13 protein-coding genes and 2 pseudogenes are annotated in these 21,483 nt (G+C 47.9%); 2 read left to right on the top strand and 13 right to left on the bottom strand.

What is annotated here, in order from left to right:
• Positions 1 to 171: 171 nt before the first annotated feature.
• From Q7V32_RS20795 to Q7V32_RS06875, 8 genes and pseudogenes are all read right to left on the bottom strand, one after another.
• A pseudogene (locus Q7V32_RS20795) lies at positions 172 to 291 on the bottom strand (PepSY domain-containing protein); the annotation flags it as partial.
• Positions 292 to 386: 95 nt separating this feature from the next.
• Positions 387 to 1,706, bottom strand: a complete 1,320-nt coding sequence (locus Q7V32_RS06905; protein WP_304896249.1) for a PepSY domain-containing protein — start codon at positions 1,704 to 1,706, stop codon at positions 387 to 389.
• Between the two features lie 297 nt (positions 1,707 to 2,003).
• Complete coding sequence (locus Q7V32_RS06900) at positions 2,004 to 4,208, bottom strand: TonB-dependent siderophore receptor (RefSeq protein WP_304896248.1); 2,205 nt, start codon at positions 4,206 to 4,208, stop codon at positions 2,004 to 2,006.
• A 282-nt stretch (positions 4,209 to 4,490) separates the two neighbouring features.
• Positions 4,491 to 13,763 carry a non-ribosomal peptide synthetase gene (locus Q7V32_RS06895; protein WP_304896247.1) on the bottom strand — a complete coding sequence of 3,091 codons (9,273 nt, stop codon included), beginning with the start codon at positions 13,761 to 13,763 and terminating at the stop codon, positions 4,491 to 4,493.
• 10 nt (positions 13,764 to 13,773) lie between these two features.
• On the bottom strand, positions 13,774 to 14,754 hold the full coding sequence (locus tag Q7V32_RS06890; RefSeq protein ID WP_304896246.1) for a cupin-like domain-containing protein: 981 nt from the start codon (positions 14,752 to 14,754) through the stop codon (positions 13,774 to 13,776).
• An 8-nt stretch (positions 14,755 to 14,762) separates the two neighbouring features.
• Positions 14,763 to 15,671, bottom strand: a complete 909-nt coding sequence (locus Q7V32_RS06885; protein ID WP_304896245.1) for a 4'-phosphopantetheinyl transferase superfamily protein — start codon at positions 15,669 to 15,671, stop codon at positions 14,763 to 14,765.
• The gene (locus Q7V32_RS06880) at positions 15,671 to 15,916 is read right to left on the bottom strand and encodes an MbtH family NRPS accessory protein (protein ID WP_304896244.1); all 246 of its coding nucleotides are present in this window, start codon (positions 15,914 to 15,916) and stop codon (positions 15,671 to 15,673) included. The genes Q7V32_RS06885 and Q7V32_RS06880 overlap by 1 nt, the downstream gene beginning before the upstream one ends.
• 463 nt (positions 15,917 to 16,379) lie before the next feature.
• Positions 16,380 to 16,853, bottom strand: coding sequence for a transposase (locus Q7V32_RS06875; protein ID WP_304896243.1), 474 nt, complete (start codon positions 16,851 to 16,853; stop codon positions 16,380 to 16,382).
• A gap of 206 nt (positions 16,854 to 17,059) precedes the next feature.
• Here Q7V32_RS06875 and Q7V32_RS06870 point away from each other — a divergent pair, with 206 nt between their 5' ends.
• The gene (locus Q7V32_RS06870; RefSeq protein ID WP_304896242.1) at positions 17,060 to 17,356 is read left to right on the top strand and encodes a type II toxin-antitoxin system MqsR family toxin; all 297 of its coding nucleotides are present in this window, start codon (positions 17,060 to 17,062) and stop codon (positions 17,354 to 17,356) included.
• A gap of 2 nt (positions 17,357 to 17,358) precedes the next feature.
• Complete coding sequence (locus Q7V32_RS06865) at positions 17,359 to 17,760, top strand: type II toxin-antitoxin system MqsA family antitoxin (protein ID WP_304896241.1); 402 nt, start codon at positions 17,359 to 17,361, stop codon at positions 17,758 to 17,760.
• 586 nt (positions 17,761 to 18,346) lie between these two features.
• Here Q7V32_RS06865 and Q7V32_RS06860 read toward each other — a convergent pair.
• The 5 genes and pseudogenes from Q7V32_RS06860 to Q7V32_RS06840 all read right to left on the bottom strand — a co-directional run.
• Positions 18,347 to 18,781, bottom strand: coding sequence for an HIRAN domain-containing protein (locus Q7V32_RS06860; protein ID WP_304896240.1), 435 nt, complete (start codon positions 18,779 to 18,781; stop codon positions 18,347 to 18,349).
• Positions 18,782 to 18,786: 5 nt separating this feature from the next.
• Positions 18,787 to 19,584, bottom strand: a complete 798-nt coding sequence (locus Q7V32_RS06855) for a J domain-containing protein (protein WP_304896239.1) — start codon at positions 19,582 to 19,584, stop codon at positions 18,787 to 18,789.
• 190 nt (positions 19,585 to 19,774) lie between these two features.
• The gene (locus Q7V32_RS06850; protein ID WP_304896238.1) at positions 19,775 to 20,476 is read right to left on the bottom strand and encodes a UPF0149 family protein; all 702 of its coding nucleotides are present in this window, start codon (positions 20,474 to 20,476) and stop codon (positions 19,775 to 19,777) included.
• Positions 20,477 to 20,505: 29 nt separating this feature from the next.
• The gene (locus Q7V32_RS06845) at positions 20,506 to 20,658 is read right to left on the bottom strand and encodes a hypothetical protein (RefSeq protein ID WP_304896237.1); all 153 of its coding nucleotides are present in this window, start codon (positions 20,656 to 20,658) and stop codon (positions 20,506 to 20,508) included.
• Between the two features lie 393 nt (positions 20,659 to 21,051).
• Positions 21,052 to 21,483, bottom strand: a pseudogene (locus Q7V32_RS06840) (hypothetical protein); the annotation flags it as partial.

The following is a 21,483-nucleotide window of genomic DNA, read 5'->3' as shown; positions in this document are numbered from 1 at the left end:
TGTGGGTAATCCTCTAGTTTAAAAGTTTAAATCGCCTCCGCTGGCTCGCGATTATCGGCGCTGATCAAAATGCCCAAAATTTTTTCCAAGCTCAAGTTTTCCAACGGCTCTGCCAGAAGTTTCTCGATCAATTTCTCCAGTATTAATACCTATTTCGATTTTATGGCGCTTTTTCTGGGCGGCTTGACGCTTTTGTAGCCAGCGGATCACACCAGTCACAAATAGCACCGGGCAAACCAAGCCACTTAAAAATACCAGAATACGCTCCGTCCAGCCGAACGCTTGGCCTGAGCTCCGTAGATACGCAATGCGTACCCTAGCTTACGGCCTTGCCACCAATTCCGACATGGTGAAAGAACATGTCCGCTGGGCATTTGACAGACAGCTTAACCGCAATCGCAACTGACCGCCCCGGCTTTCCTCATCAAGCGTGCCGCCCGTCGCTTCCTGAGCCAAATAACAATGCCGGTGATGCTCAATATAACTATCGCCAAACCCAGCAGGCAAACAAAAATCCGGTAAGGTAATCCGAAAACGTTTGCCATATGCAGGGCATAGAGCCAATTGCTGACGGTGTTGCCGGTGTATTGGCCGCTAGGCAGTAAGACCAGTTTAAGTTCGCCATTGTTAGCGTCAAAAATGACTTGCGTCGTGTAGCGGCGACTATGATCGTCGATTTCCCGGTTGCTGTGCACTTGCCAAGTATAAGTGCCGGTTTCCCGATCCAGCTTTAGCGCAACCGGACGTTCCACAACAAAATCATGCAAACGTGCCTGCTCGGACATCAGAGCCTCACCTCTGGCCTGCGCCTGCCGCCAGCTTAAAAGCGGCTGCTCGATGGGTTTGGCCAAAGGCCGAAGTTCAGTCCAAGGCGCTTTGTAATCGAACACCGCTCGTGTTGTCCAGGTATAAACCGTATCCCACAGATTCATGTACACGCTCGACCAGGCAAAAATAAGTAACATCGCCCACAACCATAAGCCCCCGGCTCGATGTAAATCGAAATTGAGCTTATAGCTGCCTGCCCGCCAGCGGATTTTCCAGGCCGGTTGCCAGCGTTGCCAAAAAGAGCGGTTACTTTGTCGCCCGGATACAGCGCGGGCGGAATCCGGTAGCGGGCTGTCCACGGTAATCCCCGGATTTTGTCGGGCTGCATCCAGACTACGTGGCTTTCGCCGCGCTGGTAGTGTCAGATAAAAACCGACAAAGCAATCCAGTGTCCAGATCAAGGCGCAGATACCGAGTATCCAGATGCCGGTCATGTCCAGCGCCAGAGAATAGTGTAAGTTGTACACAAAACTCATCAGATTGCCCCAGCTTTCACTAATCACACCCCAGGTACGCCGCTCTATTTCAGCGCCGGTAACAGGGTCGAGAATGATATGGTTGTAACCTAATTCGTAAGGTTCGCCCGTTGCAGGATCGGTGCGCGGTGTAACCCAAGCTCCCGTGGCGCCACCGTAGAAACTTTCAAGATTGATTTCTTTAACCTGCAAGCGCGGTTCTCGCATTCCGACCCATTCGGCCAGCGTAGCAGCATCCAGCGCCTTTTCCTGGGTATGAACGGGATACCAGTGTGGATTAATGATTCGCTCAAGTTCCGTGAAAAACGCCAGCAAGCTGCCGGTCAGGCCGACAATAATCAGGAACCCGGCCATTGCCAGACCGGCGTAACGGTGCAGCAACACCCAGAAATAACGTGTCATGGCCTATTCCTTTTTCGTAAGACATTAATTTTGTAATTTTTTTAGCGTTGTCGGTTGATAACACGGGTACGAGAGTACGATTAAAATATTCATCATGTTATATCGTCGCGATTACACAGAACCGTAGGTCACATTGCCGCAGTAGCGGTTATGTGACATTCGGATCCCAAACGTCAGTGAGTTGGTTGGGCTAACAGCTTCGCCTAAAGCGCCTGCTTTTGGTATCGTTAACCCAACAAACCCGTAATACATAAGTGTTGGGTTGCCAAAAAGACGGTAGCCCAACGTCGCTGCATACTAATACTCCAAACGAATTGAGCCAAATACACTCAAAGGTTCGGCAGGAATGTTTCTAGCCCTATCATTTGGCAATAAAAAATACTCAGCATCAGTAACATTGTTGATATTAACTTGCGTGGTGAGCCGCGTAGGGCCAATGTTGAATTTATACGCTGCCATCATATCGACACGCGCATAGGCGCCATCAGAAAAGCTATTTGCGCTATCACCGAAACGCTTGTCCGCAGCGAACACTCCGGCGCCAAAACTGAATCCTTTTAAAAATGCTTGTTGAAAATCGTATTTAAGCCAAAGACTGCCGGAATGGAGTGGAACAAGACCGAGGCGATTGCCTTGATTGCCTGAGTTGTCTTGCAAAATCTTGGTATCAGTCCACGCATAAGTGCCAATCAGGCTCAATTCATCCGTAATTTGCCCCGAAACATCTACTTCAATACCTTGGCTTCGTGCTTTTCCAATCGCAACCCTGAAATTAGGATTAACGGGATCAGATGTGAGAATATTATCTTTAGTCAGATGAAAGAACGCCACTGTCGAAGTCAAACGGCTATCGAACAATTCCGTTTTAAAGCCAGCCTCATATTGCTCGGCAGTTTCAGGATTAAAAGGTGTCCCAGATATTGAAGCCCCTTGATTCCCAGCTCCAATCGATTCGACATAATTTCCGTATACCGAGAGCCACTGCCAAGGTTGATACAAAATACCTACCCTTGGGTTGAATTTGTTTATTTCAATATCGGTAAAATTTGCGTGGGCATCAGCGAGAGATGTGCCAGAAAAACCGCTACCTGAAGTGGTAATATCATAACGACCGCCGCCAAGGATATGTAATTTATCCCATAACGTTATCTGATCTTGAAAATAAATGCCATACCACGAATTCTCTACCACGTTATTGAAACCACGTGGACCATTCCTCAAAGCATCGATATCCAAATCCGAACGAACTGGATTGAAAACATCAACAGTATCAACAAACTGATCTGTTGCAGTTCCGTCTTGCTCCAGAGAATAATAATCGCCTCCAATCAAGATATTATGTTTTATACCGAAGGTGTCTAACTTACCGTTCAAATCCAGATAAACCGTCTGCGAACTGGTTGTCCGTCCGCCAAACCAGCTAAACCTATCGACAGTACGATTCTCATCGTTCGGAAAAAATGTATAAATTTCATTCCAATCTTCATCCAGAAACGTTGCGACTACACCATTACGTACTTGCCATTGATCGCTGAATTTATGGCTCCAGTTAAAATCAATCACATCGCTACCAAAATGATCGGAAAGTCCGGGCTGCCCGAAGTTGCGACTAATCGGTATCTGAGCAACACTGCCACCCATTGCCGGTTGCCCAGGATCAAATACACGATCTTCGTTGAGATAATCATAGGATAAATTGAATTCGGTGCGATCAGAAGGCCTCCAAGTCAGGCTGGGGGCAATAAAAATACGATCATTAAAAACAAAATCCCGGAAGGAGTTTTTATCCAGATAGGAGAAATCTAAGCGATACAATAACGATTTATCATCGGTAATAGCACCGGTAGCATTCGCTTCAGTCCGATAAAAATCATAAGAACCAAAGCGCTGTTCCAGTGAATAATAGGCTTCCTCTTGAGGACGCTTGGTAACCGCATTGATTACTCCACCAGGCTCTATCCGGCCAAACAGAATGCTGGCCGGCCCTTTCAAAACTTCAATCTGTTGTATGTTGGCAAAATCAAGATTTAATAGTGGAACCCTAACGCCATTACGATATCCAATTCGAGTTGTATTAAACCCCCTTATAATAAAATCATCATATCCATCATTAGCTATTTGCTGAACACCACTGACGTTTTTTACTGCATCCTGTATCCGGAATGCTTGTTGATCTTTTAGAACTTCTTGGGTTACTACTTCAATCGACAACGGCGTATCCATAATCGGCGTGTCGGTTTTAGTGGCAATAGAGCTGTTAGTGACGGTGTAGCTTTCGTTATAAGGGTCATTCGGATCTTGAACTGCCTCCCCTGTCACTGTCATCGCCTTCAGCTCGATGGTATCGGGTGTTTTGGAAACCGACGCAGCCTCTTTGGTATTCTTGGCAGGTAGTTTTTTATCATTTAATTCATCGGCGGCCATGCAGGGATCGGACATTAGCAAAGCTAGTGTTAATGAGGCCGGATGTAAAAGGATGCATTTGGTTTTTTTTCTTGTCATTTCCATTCCGTGTAAGGTTGTTTTTGGTATTAGTATTTGCACTTCAGCAACGGTTTTTTATATTTTCTTACCTGCATCGTTCCCACGGTCTCTGTCACTGCCATTAAGTTAAGGAATTTTCCGTTCGCCCTGATCCTTCGGCTGCGCTCAGAACTAAAGGCCTTGTCGAAGGGTGAATGGAAAAATCTCAAGCCCACAGTTAAGCTGTTCATGCTTCGACAAGCTCAGCACGAACGACTTAACTGCAGGCAGTGACGCAGAGCTCGGGAACGATGGATCCATTCAATCTCTCTGCTGTTTGAGGTCCGTCGAAACACCTTCTTCATCATCAATCAATAAGGCCTCCGCTTCTTCTTCCGACAGGCTGTTCAAATGTTCTATCAGAAGCTCTTCGACCAGTAGCGCCAATGCCTCGATAGTGGACGCTTCGAAAAGCCGACGTAGCGGCACCTCAATGCCAAAAGCTCGGCGTAGCCGTGACAACACCTGCACCGCTAACAGCGAATGGCCGCCCAGATCGAAAAAGTTATCCGCGACGCCGACCCTTTCGATACCCAGTACTTCTTTCCAGATACCGACTAGCGCTTCCTCGGCGGGATTGCGCGGTGCGACATAAGCACGGTCGCTTTGCCCTGCCATATCCGGCTCCGGCAATGCTTTGCGGTCGATCTTGCCGTTAGCGCCAAGCGGCATGGCATTCAGCCGGACGAAAGCCGACGGCATCATCGCGTTCGGCAATCTGGCGGCCAGATGCTCGCGCAGTTTTCCGACTGCCAAGGGGGGCGGCCGCGACTGCTCCCGGCCGTCGTCGGCATTTCCTCCATCCATGGAGGTCAGAAGGGTCGCAATCGGTAGGGAATCGATGCGACTGATTAATTCAGCGTCACTGTTTATGTCCTCTTCGCCGCATACGATATAAGCCACTAGGCGTTTACCGCTCACACCGTCCTCCCGGACCGTGACCAGGGCTTGTTCCACGTTAGGAAAGGTCAGGAGCTGCGCCTCAATTTCGCCGGGTTCGATGCGAACGCCACGAATTTTGACCTGATGATCGATCCGGCCCAGAAATTCGATAGCACCGTCCTCGCGATAACGGCCGATATCGCCGGTGCGATACAACCGCGTGCCTGCTTCATCGAAGGGATCCGGAATGAATTTTTCGGCCGTAAAATCCGGACGATTGAGATAGCCGCGCCCAACTTGAATGCCGGCCACGCAGATTTCGCCCGGCACGCCGATGGGTACAGGCTCCAGCCAACGGTCCAGAAGATACAATCGAGTGTTATGGACCGGTCTACCGATTGGTACGAGGGTTTCCGTATCACCCGGTCTAGCGGGTACTTCATAGTAAGACACATCGTCCGAACATTCGGCGGGGCCGTAGGCGTTGAGCACCTTGACATGAGGAAACCGGTCCATCCAGCGCCTACATAATTCCGGCGGGAATGCCTCGCCGCAAGCGATCAACCAGCGTAATTTTGGCAGTTCAAGGACATCGTCAGCTATATCCAACAACGCCTGTATCATGGATGGAACGGCTTCCAAAACGGTAACGCCGCGCTCCGCCAGTTGCGCTAGTAGCTGGTTAGGTTCCTTGACAATCTCATCAGGGAATATTTCTACTCTCGCTCCGCACACCAGCGCGGTCAGGTGTTGCCAAACGGAAATGTCGAAACACTGCCCGGCCGTTTGCGCGATGACGTCACCTCCCGTTAATCCCAAAGTCGGGACTTTGGTAATAAGGTTGTTAAACATGCCCTTGTGTTCGACCATGGCGCCTTTCGGCATACCGGTAGAACCCGATGTGAAGATGACGAAAGCCAGACTTTCCGGGGTATGGCCTCCGGGCGGGTTTTCTACCTCGTTTTCGCAGGATTCCAATTCCTCCAGGAGGAGCACGTCAGGTTGGCATAGCAACTGAACGCTTAACGAAGCGCACGCCCGAGTTGTTGGCGTTTGTTCCACGGAAACTGCGCCATGCGTAACCCCACCTCCTGTATCCATGCTATCTCCAACCATACCAGCCAAAGCCAGTACACGTTCAAAATAGGAAGTGCCGGTCAATATCAATCCGACTCCACTTTCTTTCAGCACCTGTGCAATTCTTCCGTCGGGGTGGCTGGGATCGAGCGGAAGATAGGCGCTACCGGCTTTGAATACACTCAGCAGCATCACCAGATAATCGATGCCGCGATCATTAAAGATAGCAATCAGCGTTTCGTGACCAACACCTTCTGACAATAGCGCATGGGCAACACGGTTGACGCGGTTATTGAGTTCGAAGTAAGTAAGCTCTTGTCCCTGAAAAGCGGTGGCGATAGCATCGGGTGTCAGCACCGCTTGCGCTTCGAAAAGTACCACAATATCGCACGGCTCTGGATACGAATGTTTCGTTTGATTCCAATCCAGTAGAATTTGCTGATGTTCATGACGAGCAAGTATGTTCACTTCCCCTACTCGCTTGTCAGGATGATGGATCATTTCTTCCAGCAGAGTCTGAAAATGTCCAATCATCCGTTTGATATACTGAGAATCAAACTGTGCTGTCTGATAAGTAATCCGTAGGTTTAATTGTTTACCTGGAATAGCGACGAATGTTATCGGATAATTCGTATGAACACGATTCCATACCAAACTCATGTTAATGATGTCATTTTCAGTCAACAAACTGGAATCGATAGGCGCATTCTCAAATGTCAGGAGATGTTGGAATAATTCTCCTTCACTACGGGGAATAGAACTCCAGGATTGAATATCAACAAGTGAAGAATATTCGTATTGACGCATGTCTAAATTTTGTTCTAATAAATCTTGCAACCATTCCAACAAAGGTTGCTCAACATTGATGGCAATACGAAGAGGTAATGCATTAATTAATAGCCCAAGCATTGTCTCGGCACCCGCTAAAGTGCTAGGTCTTCCTGACACTGTTACACCGAAAAGAACTTCCGGGCGTCCCTCATACCGACAGAGCAATAATGCTAACGCACCTTGTACAAATGTATTGGGAGTAAGTCGATACCGTTGCGCCAAAATATTGAGTGCTTCGGTATCAGCAGTAGAGAGCTGTACTGTAATATCGTCTACCGTGCTTTCGATATGAGTCGGGCGATAGCCTTGTTTCTCACTCAACGCCATCGGTTCGGTAAAACCTTGCAAGTAACTACGCCAGTAAGATTCAGTTTTCGCTTTATCTTGACATTCAAGCCAAGCAATATAGTCTCGAAATGGATGTGTTTGTATAACGGGAAGAGGCTTGCCTTGAGATAAAGCCCCATAATATTCTCGGAACTCTAGAAACATAGTTGAAGTACACCATTCGTCTATAAGGATATGATGATAACTTCTAATGCAAAAATAACGTTGGTCTCCACATTTTATAATTCGGATACGAAATGACAACCCACTGCCAAGATCGAAACCCTTTACCTGCTCTGAGCGTAATAGGGTTTCTAAACGAACTTGTTGATCTGCCTCGTTGTAATTACTCCAATCCAGATACTCGAAAGGCAGAATAGCGTCACGATTTACTATTTGTAACGGACGTGTTCCTAAATTCCAATCGAATGAGGTGCGCAAGATAGGGTTATTATCCATCACATTTTGCCAAGCTAGACGAAACGCTTCCAAGTCAATTTTTCCACAGATTTCATAGCGATCCTGCATCACATAAACGCCTGACCCCGGGCTGCTAAGCGTATGAAATAATATTCCTTCCTGCATGGAAGAAAGAGGGTAAGCATCTTCAATATTTACATGACTTTCTAATAAAGATTCCAACTCTATTTGAGAAAGCTTGCTTATTGAGTAAGGAACATAATCTTTACTATCTTGCTCAAGCTGAGTAGCGCTTGATTCTTGTGAGTTTTTTTCAACCACAGTCGCTAGTTCAGAGATTGTTTGATATTTAAAGAGCTGCCGTGGTGTAACAGACCAGCCAGCTTGATGAGTCCGACTTGAAACCTGGATACTAAGAATAGAATCGCCGCCTAAAGCAAAGAAATTATCATGTATGCCGATTCGTTCGATTCCTAACAGGTTTGACCAAACTTGAGCCAACATGTATTCCACTTCATTTTGTGGCGCAACGTACCGGTCGGCAAATTGTGAGCTAAAATCTGGCACAGGTAACGCTTTGCGATCCAGCTTGCCATTAGCTGATAAGGGAAGATGTTCTAGTTTGATTAGCACCGCTGGAATCATGTAATCAGGAAGATGTTCCTTAAGAAAATCCTGTAACACCTCTGTATCAGGAGAGTTTTTCTCTTGATTGCTTACCCAGTATGCTGCCAAATACTTACCGCCAGGGCCATCTTCGCGTACCATTACAATGGCTGTTTTAACGTTAGGGTTTTGTCGCAATACGGATTCTATTTCGCCTAGTTCAATCCGAAAACCACGAACTTTAACTTGATGGTCAACTCGACCCAGATAATTAACAGCACCGTCCCGGCGGTAGCAAGCCAAATCGCCCGAACGATATAAACGCTCTCCTGTATTAGCGAATGGATTCGGTACAAACCGTTCAGCAGTTAAACTGGGCTGGTTTAAATACCCGCGTGCTAATTGAATACCACCTATGTAAAGTTCACCGATAATGCCTATCGGCACTGGGTTAAACTGTTCATCCAAAACATAAATCTGTGTGTTGCCAACGGGTCTACCAATCGGAATTGAATTTTCTAGTTGATCTCGGTCGCAGAGCCATCCCGTAACATTAATAGAGGCTTCGGTAGGACCATACAGATTGTAAAGTTGGGCATTGGAACACTCATGAAAGTGTTTTTGTAAGTCAAAACTCAATGCTTCACCGTTACAAATAATCCGCCGCAAAGATATACATTTGCTAAAATCAGCCGCACCAAGAAAAGCCCCCAGCATAGAAGGTACAAAGTGCAGTGTGGTGACACCGTATTGTTCAATCAGATCTACCAGCCGTTCAGGATCTTTATGATCATCGTGAGCGGCCATCAGCAGACGTGCGCCCGCTATCAAAGGGCAAAAGAACTCTGAGACCGAAACATCAAAGGTGTACGGTGTTTTTTGCATTACCGTATCACTTTCATTGAGACTAAAGTGTTCTTGCATCCAAAGAAGATGGTTTTGAACCCCTTTGTGAGGCACTGCTACGCCTTTAGGTCGTCCTGTAGAACCAGAAGTAAACAGCACATAAGCCAAGTTGCCCTCATTGATTTGAACATCAGGGTTCTGTTCAGAAAAATCAATAAAACTTGATAATTCCGCATCAAGCGTATGAGTTGTTCCCGTAAAATCAGAGAATATATGAGCAAACTCTGCTTGAACCAGAATTAAAGGTGCATCGGAGTCGTCCAGCATTGCTGAAAGGCGTTCATGTGGATAGCCAGGCTCTAGCGGTAAATAAGCACAGCCTGCTTTTAGTATTCCCAGTAACCCAATCACCATTTCTAATGACCGCTGAGCGCAAATCCCAATAGGCGTATCAGGCTTAAATTTTGCCGCTACCAATGCGTGGGCTAGACGGTTACTACGAGCATTCAATTCTCGATAGCTAAGTTGCTGACCTTGATAGATTAAGGCAATTTCATTTGGAGTCTTTTCTACCTGTGTTTCAAATAATTGATGAATACAACTCGCGCCTGAATATTCAGTTTTTGTTGCATTCCAATCAACCGTTAATTTATGTCGTTCATCGGTAGAGAGTAAAGGCAACTCGCTCAATTTTACATTGGCATTGTTTATGATACCTGTAATTAGTCCTTGAAAATGTGTAGACCAAGCTGCAATAGTACTTGGCTCAAATAAATCGCTGCGATACTGGAAAGAAAACTGCAATCCATGCTCACACTCTGCCGCCATCAGTTTAATGTCGAAATTCTCGACCCGCTGTTGTATCGCTAAGGGTCTGATTTGCATATCATCCCAAGCCGAAGTTTTGCCATCCTCTCCCAGAGCAAATTGTGCAAGTTCAGTATCAATACCCGCCTGAGCCTGCTGCAACACAAACAAAGTCTGGTAAATCGGCCAATGATCGGCGACGCGTTCGGGTTGCAGGCGTTCCACCATCAGGGAAAAAGGAAAATACTGGTATTCCAGCGCACTTAACAAGGTCTCGTTGATTTCCGCCAAATAATCCGTAAAGGCTTTGTTGCCGGAAGGGTAACTGCGTAAGGGCAGCGGATTAACGAAATTTCCAACGACCGGGGCAAAACGCGATTGGCTGCGTCCGCTGGTGGGAACGCCGATGATTACATCTTTTTGATGGGTATAGCGATGTAGCAATACCTTATATGCTGTGAGCAGCAAGGCAAACAGCGTCACACCCTGCTGTCCGGCCAGTTTTTTGAGTCGTTCGGTTTCGTCCCGATTCAACCGGAACGCCACCGAAGCGCCGCGATAATCCGAAACCGCTGGTCTCGGATTATCCGTCGGCAGAGAGAGCAGGGGAAGCTCTCCGGTCAATTGCCGATGCCAGTAATTCCAGGCTTTATCACAGGCCGGACTTTCCAGATACTGCCGTTGCCAAGCGACAAAATTGGTATAGCTTGAATTGAGATCGTTTAATAGCGGCTCTCTGCCGGAGGACAACTCGGTATAGATTGTTTTTAGTTCGCTGACGAGAATGAGCACCGACCACAGATCGACGGCGATATGGTGGGCGCAAATTAAAAGGGTATGGCAGGTGTCAGTGGGTAAAGATTGACCGTTACCTTGCTTTCCATGCCCATAACTTGTGATACGGAGTAGCGGCCCTATCGCCAAATCGAAAGATTCTCTGGCCCGTCGGGCCATATCATCCTGAAGTTGAGCTTCCGTCCACGCGGATGCGTCGATGGCTGTAAAGAAATCCGGTAATTCGGACGTTGGCAGTACCTGTTGAATAACCTCATCATTGTCGCCGGCGCGATACAATGTACGCAGCATAGTATGACGGGCCGTCAGATAACGGAAAGCTTGTTTTAGCCGTTCTTGATCGATCGCTCCGGCGATGCGCAATGCCAGATGGAGGTTGTAGACGATACTGTTCGGCTCTAATTGCTGCATCGTCCACATGGAGAATTGGGTCGCAGACAGGTTTGAATTGTAAAGTGGGCTGTGAGCATCCTGCTCAGTAGCGGCTGAAGGATCGGTGTGTACGGTGCACCCTGCTGTAGATTCGGCGGTTTCAGATAGTTTTTCGGCTATTTTTTCCAGCGAATCATCGGATAGAAACAACGACAAAGCCGCATCCATGCCCAGTAGATCATCTGTCGCATGTTTGAGCTCGACCGCTTTGAGAGAGTCGAGCCCCAATGATCGTAAGGGCGAATCAGTAGATAGAGCTGATTCTTCAACTTTTAACAGAAGGGCAATCTTATGGCTAAGAAAACGGGTGATTAATGGCGCACGCTGCGCTTGAGGCACGGCCAATAGCGCCTGCTGCAAGATTTGATATTGCGGAGTCCCTCCATGGACTCCGCCCTGACGGGCCGCTGCGCGTCCCATTTCGCTCCCGGCGAAATGGTCCGGCGATGAAGTAGGGCTGCTCTGTTTCATTGGGGTTATAATCAAATTTTTTTCCTTATTCTGATTTCCCCTCACCCAACCCTCTCCCTCTGGAGAGGGCTTTGCAGTGCTTAAGTCAACAGTATTAGTCTGTTCTCTCACTCCAGAGTATTTAGCACTTGGTTGTTCGCCCGAACGGAACAACACAGGCAATGAATTTTCCAAATACATCTGTTTGCAGGGTTGGCGCCGAATTTTACCGCTGGACGTTTTGGGGACCGTACCGGCTTGCACCAGGACTAATTCGGCGGCAGCCAGTTCGCAGACTTCGGCAAGGACTTTTCGCACTGCGGCGGCAATCGCCTCGTAGTCGCCCGAGCGCATTGCCACACGCGTGATCTCGGCGACCACAATCAGCTGTTCCTCGTCTTCATGGGTTGCCGAAAACGCTACACAACCGTCGGGAATGAGTGCCGGAATTTCCTCGGTCAGTGCTTGTTCGATGTCTTGCGGGTAAAAATTCCGGCCACGGATGATGATCAAATCCTTGATGCGACCGGTGATGTAAAGCTGGCCGTTATCGAGAAACCCCAAATCACCGGTGCGAAGAAAAGGTTGCGTGTTGTTTTCTTTCTTGTGGGAAAGAGAGTCAATAATTGACCGATCCATACCCGTCTTATCGGCCAATCGGGCACGGAAGGTTTGTTCCGATTCTTCCGGGCGGTTCCAGTATCCTTTGGCTATACTGGGGCCTGCCACCCAGATTTCACCGATGCGGCCTTCCTGACAAGGGCTACCTGTTTCGGGGTCGGCAATGCGGATTTCGTGATGGTCAGACGTTGAGCCGCAAGAAATCGAGCGGACTTGGGGCTTTTCTTCGGGGTGCTTGGCGTACCCAACAGAGGGCAGTTTTTCTCCTGACACAAACAGCGTGGCTTCGGCTAAACCATAGCAAGGGAAAAAATTTTCCCGGCGAAAGCCGCAATCGGCAAATTTTTCTGAAAAACCTTCCATGGTGGCGGCACGTACCGGTTCTGAACCATTGAAAGCCAAGCTCCAGGCAGTCAAATCCAAACCTTGCATTTGTTCGGCAGTCACCTTGCGCAGACAAAGGTCGTAGGCAAAATTGGGGCCACCGGAAGTGTTCGCCTGATAATTTGAAATCGCCCTAAGCCAGCGTATGGGCTTTTCCAGAAACGCCATGGGCGGCATTAAAATAGCGGTGGCTCCCAGATAAAGCGGCTGCAGTAGATTTCCGATCAAACCCATATCATGATAAAGGGGTAGCCAGCCGACTACCGTGGTGTGTTCGGTATGTCCGAAACCTTGTTTGATGGCCTCCTGGTTGGCCATCAGGTTGCCGTGACTGACCATCACGCCTTTGGGATCCCCAGTAGACCCAGAGGTGTATTGGAGGAAAGCAAGGTTGTCGGAGCTAAGCGCTGGTTTAACCCAACTTTCGGCAAATGCGACTTCCGGTTTATCCGTGGTAAACCATGCCGGTGTACCCGCTTTAGTCTCGTCGCGTCCTTCTCCCTCTGGAGAGGGTTTTCCACTGCTTAAATTTAAGCCGTTATTGTTGCGCTCAGCCATTCCTTCGAATTCACTATGAAATACATCCTTGTATTTCACCCTTCGGGCCAGCCGTTGGCTGTTCAAATTCGCTCCAGGCGAATTTGTCCGATATTTCGCTGCGAGATCCGCTGTGGTCATGATAACGGCCGGTGTAGCATCGTTAATCACGGCCAAAAGCCGGGATTTCTGCCGACGCGTAGGAGGGCTGGCAGGTACCGCGACAACTCCTGCATACAAACAACCGAAAAAGCCCTCGATGTAATCAAGCCCCGGCGGATACAGCAGCAGAGCCCGTTCGCCGGTCATGCCCATACTTTGAAGCCGGGCGGCGATAGCGCGGGCGCGCCGATCCAGTTCGGCAAACGTTAACTGGCCACTTTCGTTTTCACCGTCCTGCAGAAAAACGTATGCCGTCTGCTCAGGCTTTTCATTCGCCCTGCTGCACGCCAGCTCCACAAAGTTGGGGTAGGTTGTTTGAATATTCGCAGTTAGTCCGGGTTCTTCAATGAAGCGCACAATGACCTCTCTATGAGACGTAGTTCAGATATGAACGGTACCAGGGAAGCACCCGTCCGGCCGATTGTCCGGTGCATTGCCCAAGGGCGATGACCGCATTGTAATAAACGTTTTTAATGGGCATTCCCCGCCTCAGCGCTAACATCCCCTGAATAGCGCTACCGCGCGTATGCCAATCCACATTAAATGACATCGCACAGTCGAGACTGCGGACGTGATGAAGCATCCCCGGCGGCATGTAAAGCATGTCTCCGGGTTCTACAATACATTCTTGAACTTGCGCTTCCCGATAAAGAGGATGGCGCATAAAATCGGGGCTTTCGGCATCGACCTCGCACCAGCGCCATTTATAGCGATAACAGAACGGCAGTTGGTCGTGATGCAATAGGATGAAGCGTTTGCGTCCTCTGACCTGAAAGAACAGATTGTGAGTGAGCAGGCAATCGAAATGTAAGGGCGTTAAACTATGACTCGGCCCAAGGAAGAATTGGGCGAACTTAAACCAATCGGTCCGATACCAGTCCGGAAAATAGTCGGACGGAAATCCGTCGAGATCGTTTGCAGCATCGGGCAGAACACTCAATAACGGTAAGTCGTGCAAATAGGGCGGCCTATCTTTGGCCGATACTTCGTTCCGTTGCAGCCGGGTTTCAAAAAGCTCCACACAATCCAGATAGTCGTTCAATCGTGATGCTATTGTTTTCAGGCCGACAACACCTTCCTCGTTCAAACCTTGCTTGAGTTTGACGGTGCGGCTGCCGGCAATCTTTCGAAGATGATCGGCTGACCAGCGGGAGAGCGCCGGACAATGTTTCAATGCCTTCGGAACCACCACGGGACGATTCTTTGCCACAAAATCGGAAAAGAAACTTATCGAGGATAGGTTCTCTCTGCGTTCCACCACTGGATAGCGGTTTTTTAACAATGTCGCCTTCGAAGGCGGTACCACCGGTAAGTCGGCAGTCGGATTCAATGCCATCAAATTTTCCATGTGGCCTCCTAAAGTGGATTTTTCTCTAATCGCGCCGGAGGCATCGCTCCTACGGATTGCTGAACGGCTGTCACGGTCAGGTTGACCAGGGTTGGCCAATCGATCCAGCGATTTGCTATGACGCGTAGCGGCGGCATGCCGTTCACGGTTAGCGCCGCCACGAAATCCGCAATCGGATCGATCGGACATAGCCACCAGACGTCAGACTGTTTTTGCTTGTTAGCTAGTTGAACGGGACTCGGATTTTCGAGCCGTCCCAAGGGTACGTCGAAAGCATTAAGGTCTAACGACAAACCTGCACCGCATCCTTTGACAAACGCTTCCTTACGAGTCCATCCCCGTAAGAAGGCTTCCGCTTTTTCATCGTCCGGGATTTCGGCCAGTTCCGCCTGCTCCCTCTCAGAAAACACGATCGGCGCCAATTCCCGCCAAGCCAGGCCCTTGTTTAGCGGCTCTATGTCGATTCCTACTTGCGTGCGGTTGGCGAACGCATAGACCGCTGAATTGGCCGCATGAGAGAGATTGAATTCCAGTCCGCTCCCGGCCAGTGAATCGGCTAAATAAGGCTTTCCGTTGGCCCCGTAAGAGAAACAAACTTGTTCAGGAGCCATGCCGAGGTAATGTCCCAACAATTCTCGCAAGATCCCGCGTGCGATAATGTATCGGTTTCTGTCGCGTTCTTGAACGAAGCTTTCCGCTCGTTTGCGTTCATCCGTCGACAATGATCCATAGAAGATTTCAAATTTATTTTGCGTCGAAACCTGTCCTGAGCCTTGCCGAAGGGTCAGCCGAGCCGACCAAACATGAACTTCGCCAATCTCCGGGAGCTTTTGAGTCTCCTCTTCAAACGACTGTAGAAGGTGCGAACAGCTTTGCCCGACCTCTACCCGTCCGGCTGCCTGGATGAGCGTTGCCATTAACAGCTCGCTGCCCCGATGTCGCTAAGCTCCGCGTTTTCCGCCATTGCCTTGCGCAAACTCAAAGGACGCATATCCGTCCAAACGTCTTTAATGTAATCCAGGCATTCCTGTTTCGGGCCGGTTCTGCCGACAGTTTTCCAGCCTTTAGGCACCTCCTTGTACTCCGGCCAGATGGAGTATTGCTCCTCGTGATTAACAACCACATGATAGATCGTCGTATCTTCGTCTTCGTCCCAAGCCATACTCCACCCACTTTCATTAGCATCTAAGACTGGCGCTGAATTGAGTGCGCCAAACTTCGTTGGACAAAATTTCCAAAAAGAGCGGTGATGAGGTGTCGCCGCTTGGAAAAGGTCTATGAACTCGTTAAAGAGCCGGGAGTGATGTTAGGCATTGAAGACGGGGAACTAAATGCGACAAAATGTCGCGCGGTATATTGTCGCAGCCAGAGAATCAAGAACTATGTTAGGCCACACAACACTAAAAAATTTTTATGGCATAAACCACATTTTAATAAAATCCGCTGCATTTTTGTTTGAAAAAATATTTTTTCGAACCGCAATCAGTGCGGTTAATAACTGTTAACGGCGTGTACTTATTCCGGCCTGCGTATTCAGATTTATTTGAACACCCAAAACCTCAGCAATTCTCATTTTAAAACCCTACCCGGAGCAATGTCATTAAGTTAAGAGATAACTCTTTGATTTATTTTGCCCTCTTGTAACTACAATAGAAAATTCTGTTTTTTGATTTTGAGCACGATCTGTTGTAGCTTCTTCCTTTACGTATGGGCTCTATAGTGCAGGCAATGTAATCAATCAGCACTTCGAGTCGGCGCTGCAATTGCTGAACTGAAAGTAAAAGGAGTTCAATCAGTGTGTTTTTCATTTTGGTGAGCGCTTGCGCGAAATTGACCTGGTAGTCGTGCTGTCGATGGGCGGCTGTCTTCTCTACTTGTCGTTGAGAGCTATTGGCGACCACGGCGGTAAGATTGGTCGAGAGCACCTTGGCATAAAAATCCTGTTTAACCGACAAAGCCGATTTGCCGGAAAAGTTCTCAATTTCTACCCACTGTTTAAGACGCTTGTAGTTTTCTTCCGCCCCCCATCTTAGATGGTACAATTCCTTGAATTCGTCGACCGGAAAAGCCTGTTCAGCCATCAAGTTGGTGATCAACACTTCAACTTCGCCATTGTTCAGTTCAACGCGTATTAGGCGGAGCTTGTCCGGCGTCAACTATCTTGGCCGGCTGACGTCAATTACCCTGGCCGGTTTTAGTTAAAAATAAGGGTCATTTTTTTAGGCGCTGTTTTTTCCGATAGCTTTCTCCTTCTATTTCAATTAACCAATTTGCCAAAAATAACCAACTAGGTTAGCATTAACCTATGGAGAAACTAACCCCTCATTGCAAGCTATCAGTGATCAAAACCTTGGTTGAAACGGGCAAAGTGCGAACCACTTACTCGGCAGAACAGGGAGCGGCGCAAATGGGGTTGAGCGTATCCGATATGCTGGCTGTCGTACAGGCACTCACGACAGCGGATTTCTACAAGAGTATGACCACCCATGCCGATCATACGGTCTGGCAGGATGTGTACCGGCCGAGTACAAAGGCAGGTGACGTATACCTGAAATTAACGGTCATCGATGACGTGCTAATTGTATCCTTTAAGGAGCTTTGACCATGAAATGTCCTGTTTGCGGTGCGGCGGAACTGATCCATGATACCCGCGACCAGCCCTATACCTACAAGGGTGTTACTATCACTATCGAAGCGGTTACCGGCGACTTTTGTCCTGTGTGTGATGAAGCTGTTCTGGATATGGCTGAATCGATCCGCATCAACGAATTGATGCTGCAATTCAACAAACAAGTGAATGCTGCCTATGTCGATCCAGGTTTTATCACCAATGTACGCAAGAAGCTTCGCCTGGATCAGCGCGAAGCCGCTGAAATCTTTGGCGGGGGCATCAATGCCTTCTCACGCTATGAGAGTGGCAAGACTAAGCCCCCACTGGCCTTGGTTAAGTTGCTCAAGCTGCTAGACCGTCACCCTGATCTACTCAACGAAGTAAGATCCGTCTGAGGCATATAACAATTCAACGAGATGGGTTTTATGTATCAAACAGTTAAGATAACTTTTTGGCAAAATCACATGAATCTAGACCAACCTTCTTAATAAGCGGCTGTAAACCGCGTTTATTGATATAAGTATTGAGCGCGATGTGACTCGAATAACCCAACACTTCGGCAATCTTCCTAACGGAAAGGCCATACCCAAGCAATTCCATAATACGATCCAGACTATTGTCAGGGAAATCGGGTCAGGTCTTTCAAACAAGCATGTAGGGCTAATTTGAAAGGCGGTTACTCATTCAATTACTGTCTCTCAAAATTATAGACAGCAGTCCGGTTTTGGCCGGTAACGAACATTGAGATCCCAACCAACTATTGCACATAACAAGCTACCTCGCTCATCAACGATCCAACCCTGTTTTGCAAAAACGGCGCGATTAAAAAATAGGAATCGTTCTGATTTCTAACCCCTACGAAGGAATCCTTTACGTCTTCGGAAAGACATCGCTACAAGGCGATTATGGGGAATTGATGGGGTGGGTAATTGTCAATGACCCACAGTCTTACCAAACTGATCTACCCCCCCTATCACCCATTTATTCATATAAAGATATTTTTAAACGGATATCAGTGATGGCATTGTCTTCGCTTGGTTCTTGCCGATAGTATGGCAAGCTATCATCGCCCTTTTTAATGCTGGCCACTTCGGCTATCAAAGACTTGCCGGCATCCATCAACCTTGCCAAGATAGGGTTACGATGCTTTGGCAGGTAGCCGAGTTTACACTGGTTTATGGTCAAGACTTCGATAGCCAGCTCATCATAAGTGTTGGCTGGTTCCCTGCGCAATTTCAGCGCATCATGGACCTGCACTGTTTCTGTTACTTGTTTGATGTCGTGGTAGTGTAGGCCAGCAATGTGGGTTTCTAACAAGAAAATAGTTTTGGCAAACGGTAGCTCAATAGCCTTTTTTTGCAGGCTACGCTGCATTAATTGCTGTGTTAATACAGACAAGGGCAGCAGGTCTTTCATAGGAGCTACTCCTGATTGACTTGGGCTGTAATGCCCACGTAACGAGTGGTCAGTGCCGCCCAGCGCTCACTTTCCTGCTGAATAGCCAAATCCAACACCGCACGCCGCTCATTCAACCAATGCGCGTCTTGCAACTGTTCGGCCCAACAAAAAGGTGGATCGTTGCGTAGCGTCAGTAGGCGTTCAGTTTCTTTAGCGATCATGTGGATAAGCCTATTTTTAGTGGCCTCTGCATCCTCGTTGCCGGTATCTTGTATCGCCGTAGTTTCTATAACGTGTAGCAAAGCCTCTAATAAGTCGGCATCAATAGCTCGATAAGCGTCTTGTACCGATGGCCAATAATGCTCAAAGAGCGCCTGATGCTTTGGACTGACATCGGGGTGTAACAAGCGCGCAAGTCGACGGTAAGCCTTTTTGGCGCGACTTACCACCGCAACATCGACCGGGACTAAACCGTTTAAATAAGTAAAACTGTCTGAAAGAGCCTGCGCTTGTTCGTTAAGTTGCACTTGCCAGAGAAGGAAAGCTTGCTTAATTTGTTCTTCAATGGCATCTAAATGGCTTTGGGTCAGGGTTTCACCCTGATTTAGGGTGCGTGTAGCCAACTCGATACGCTCTTTTAATGCGCGGCATTCGATTTGTAAACCGAGCAAGCGATACTCCAATTCACCCAGGTTTGACTGATAGAGTGCCACTAAATAGGGCTTTTCCTGCTGCAGCATCTGCTCCAGATTTTCCAGGAGCGCAGCAAGCTGTTGCGATAGCAGAACGATTTCTGCTTGCTCACTACCGGTTTGATCCATGACTTTTTTCCAAGCGGCTAGCAAAGGGTCTGTTTTGGACGAGAAAGGAGAATTTTAGTCCACTTAGCTCCGATTTGCGATAGAGGAAGCAACCTAGCTTACATGACCTTTAACATGCTTGGCATTGATACAGCTCTGACCCACACTAAAAGCTCAACGCTAACGATGTATCAATGTCATGAGTTAACCATTAATGCAGATCCGCCGCAGCACCGCAGCATTTCTTGAACTTCTTGCCGCTGCCGCAGGAACAAGGATCGTTTCGCCCGACTTTGACGCCATCTCTCCTTGCTTGTTTAGCAACTGTCCGTTCTAGCATAGCTAGCCGGTAGGGTTGCCAGAATCGATAAATGAAAGCAATACATTCCGGAATGTATTTGGACAATGCGGCGGTTTGCATGCGGGTTTCGACCAATTTTTCCTGCTCAGGCGAAATCTCATCGGAACCCAATAAGAAGAGTGGTAAAAAAGCGTCTTTTCCCTCAGGGTCTTCAATCAGGGGTTGCCAATCTTGCTGACACAAATTAACCCCTTCTATAAAACCATAAGCCCACATCTCACCGTCGAAACATTTCTCTCCCTCGGGCGAAATATAACTATCAAGGACCGGTTCAAAGCTGTCTGGGTCATGTTCTAGCACGGCAATGATGCTATTGAAGTACCGCATGATTAGATTAAAGATATGCTGAGCCTCCTCTTGCGAAGCAAAATTCGGCATATCTTCTTCGTTTGGTCCCCAAATGCGCGAAAACCAAAGATCAAACGGTAATGTCGTAGGACCAATGGCAATCGCCGTCAAATAGCCGTTCAAGTTATCCAGTAACATCGTTTCATTCGAGGTCGTGCTTGTCAGCAAGAATTGCTGGAGTTTATCCTGTTCGGCTTTGGTCAATGGCGATATTAGGTTTAGCTCAGACGTAATCACAAAGCACCAAACCGTTTGTCATTGGTGTTGTAATAACCACCTTTATCCGTTACAAGTTGGAGAATCGCCCAACAATGAGGGCATCCGAAAAGTTCGTCAACCATCCAGGGTTCGATTTCAATAATGTTTTCACAATCGGGGTATTTCATAACAAATCACGAAGTGTAGTGGGCACTGAACCGAGCGCATTGTAGCCTGTATTGTTGATTTCCACCGAGTATTCCCCGTACCTTCGCCTAAACTGCACCGTCATCACCCCTGGGTCTGGGTCAGATTCAGGTAATCGCGCAAGGCCTCCGCTTTCGCTTACTGCAACTCGCCTCAAAAATTTAAAATTTATTTTACTAAAATTGTCTACTTTCAAACTTAGAAGTTAACTATCACCACGGAAAATGAAAGTATTCCATCAGCCTATGCCTAATTTTAGGCAAAAAAATGCGGCTAAAAAGCCGCATTTGAGAGGGTAGATATATGGGTACAATCGCATCGCAATTGGGTTACCACCATTTTAACTACTAATCGGTATATATGGAATGTGGCTTTTAGTCGCGCGTCAGGTTGTCGCACGCCCACAAAATTAACCCGTCGACAACCCCCTCGACTTGTTCCGGCTCTTTGGCATTGAGCGTTGCAAAAAGGTCATCGACAAGTAAAGTCAAAGCTTCCGGTTTATCAATGCTGACAAAACGGTATGCCCTGTCATACTCGCTATTGCATTTTTTCGGTATCCAGATTTGAGGAAACGATTTCACGAGAAAACCTTGTTTATGCAATATTTCTGCTGTTGATGGTACGCCTTTGCTGGTGAGCCAGTTAATTTCTTTTAACGTATGGTGTGAGCCGACCAAAACGACCACGGGCCGATCTTTGGGCATGGCCGCTACGTTTTTAGCCATCCATGCGTTGCGTTCATGAGGCGTATCAATACCGGTATCGATCGCACTCACCTCCAGGCATGGATGACGGGATTTAAG

Origin of the sequence: Methylicorpusculum sp., from assembly GCF_030651835.1 — a bacterium.
Taxonomy (GTDB): Bacteria; Pseudomonadota; Gammaproteobacteria; order Methylococcales; family Methylomonadaceae; genus Methylicorpusculum.
Note: the sequence above shows the minus strand (reverse complement) of the source record. Positions and strands in the feature narration are given on the sequence as shown.

Bases quoted from the DNA above. Each gene is read 5' to 3' on its own strand.
- Q7V32_RS06865 (WP_304896241.1), top strand. From the start codon at position 17,359: ATGAAATGTCCTGTTTGCGGTGCGGCGGAACTGATCCATGATACCCGC.
- Q7V32_RS06855 (WP_304896239.1), bottom strand. From the start codon at position 19,584: ATGGATCAAACCGGTAGTGAGCAAGCAGAAATCGTTCTGCTATCGCAA.
- Q7V32_RS06890 (WP_304896246.1), bottom strand. From the start codon at position 14,754: ATGGAAAATTTGATGGCATTGAATCCGACTGCCGACTTACCGGTGGTA.
- Q7V32_RS06905 (WP_304896249.1), bottom strand. From the start codon at position 1,706: ATGACACGTTATTTCTGGGTGTTGCTGCACCGTTACGCCGGTCTGGCA.
- Q7V32_RS06845 (WP_304896237.1), bottom strand. From the start codon at position 20,658: ATGAAATACCCCGATTGTGAAAACATTATTGAAATCGAACCCTGGATG.
- Q7V32_RS06885 (WP_304896245.1), bottom strand. From the start codon at position 15,671: ATGGCAACGCTCATCCAGGCAGCCGGACGGGTAGAGGTCGGGCAAAGC.
- Q7V32_RS06870 (WP_304896242.1), top strand. From the start codon at position 17,060: ATGGAGAAACTAACCCCTCATTGCAAGCTATCAGTGATCAAAACCTTG.
- Q7V32_RS06900 (WP_304896248.1), bottom strand. From the start codon at position 4,208: ATGACAAGAAAAAAAACCAAATGCATCCTTTTACATCCGGCCTCATTA.
- Q7V32_RS06880 (WP_304896244.1), bottom strand. From the start codon at position 15,916: ATGGCTTGGGACGAAGACGAAGATACGACGATCTATCATGTGGTTGTT.
- Q7V32_RS06860 (WP_304896240.1), bottom strand. From the start codon at position 18,781: ATGAAAGACCTGCTGCCCTTGTCTGTATTAACACAGCAATTAATGCAG.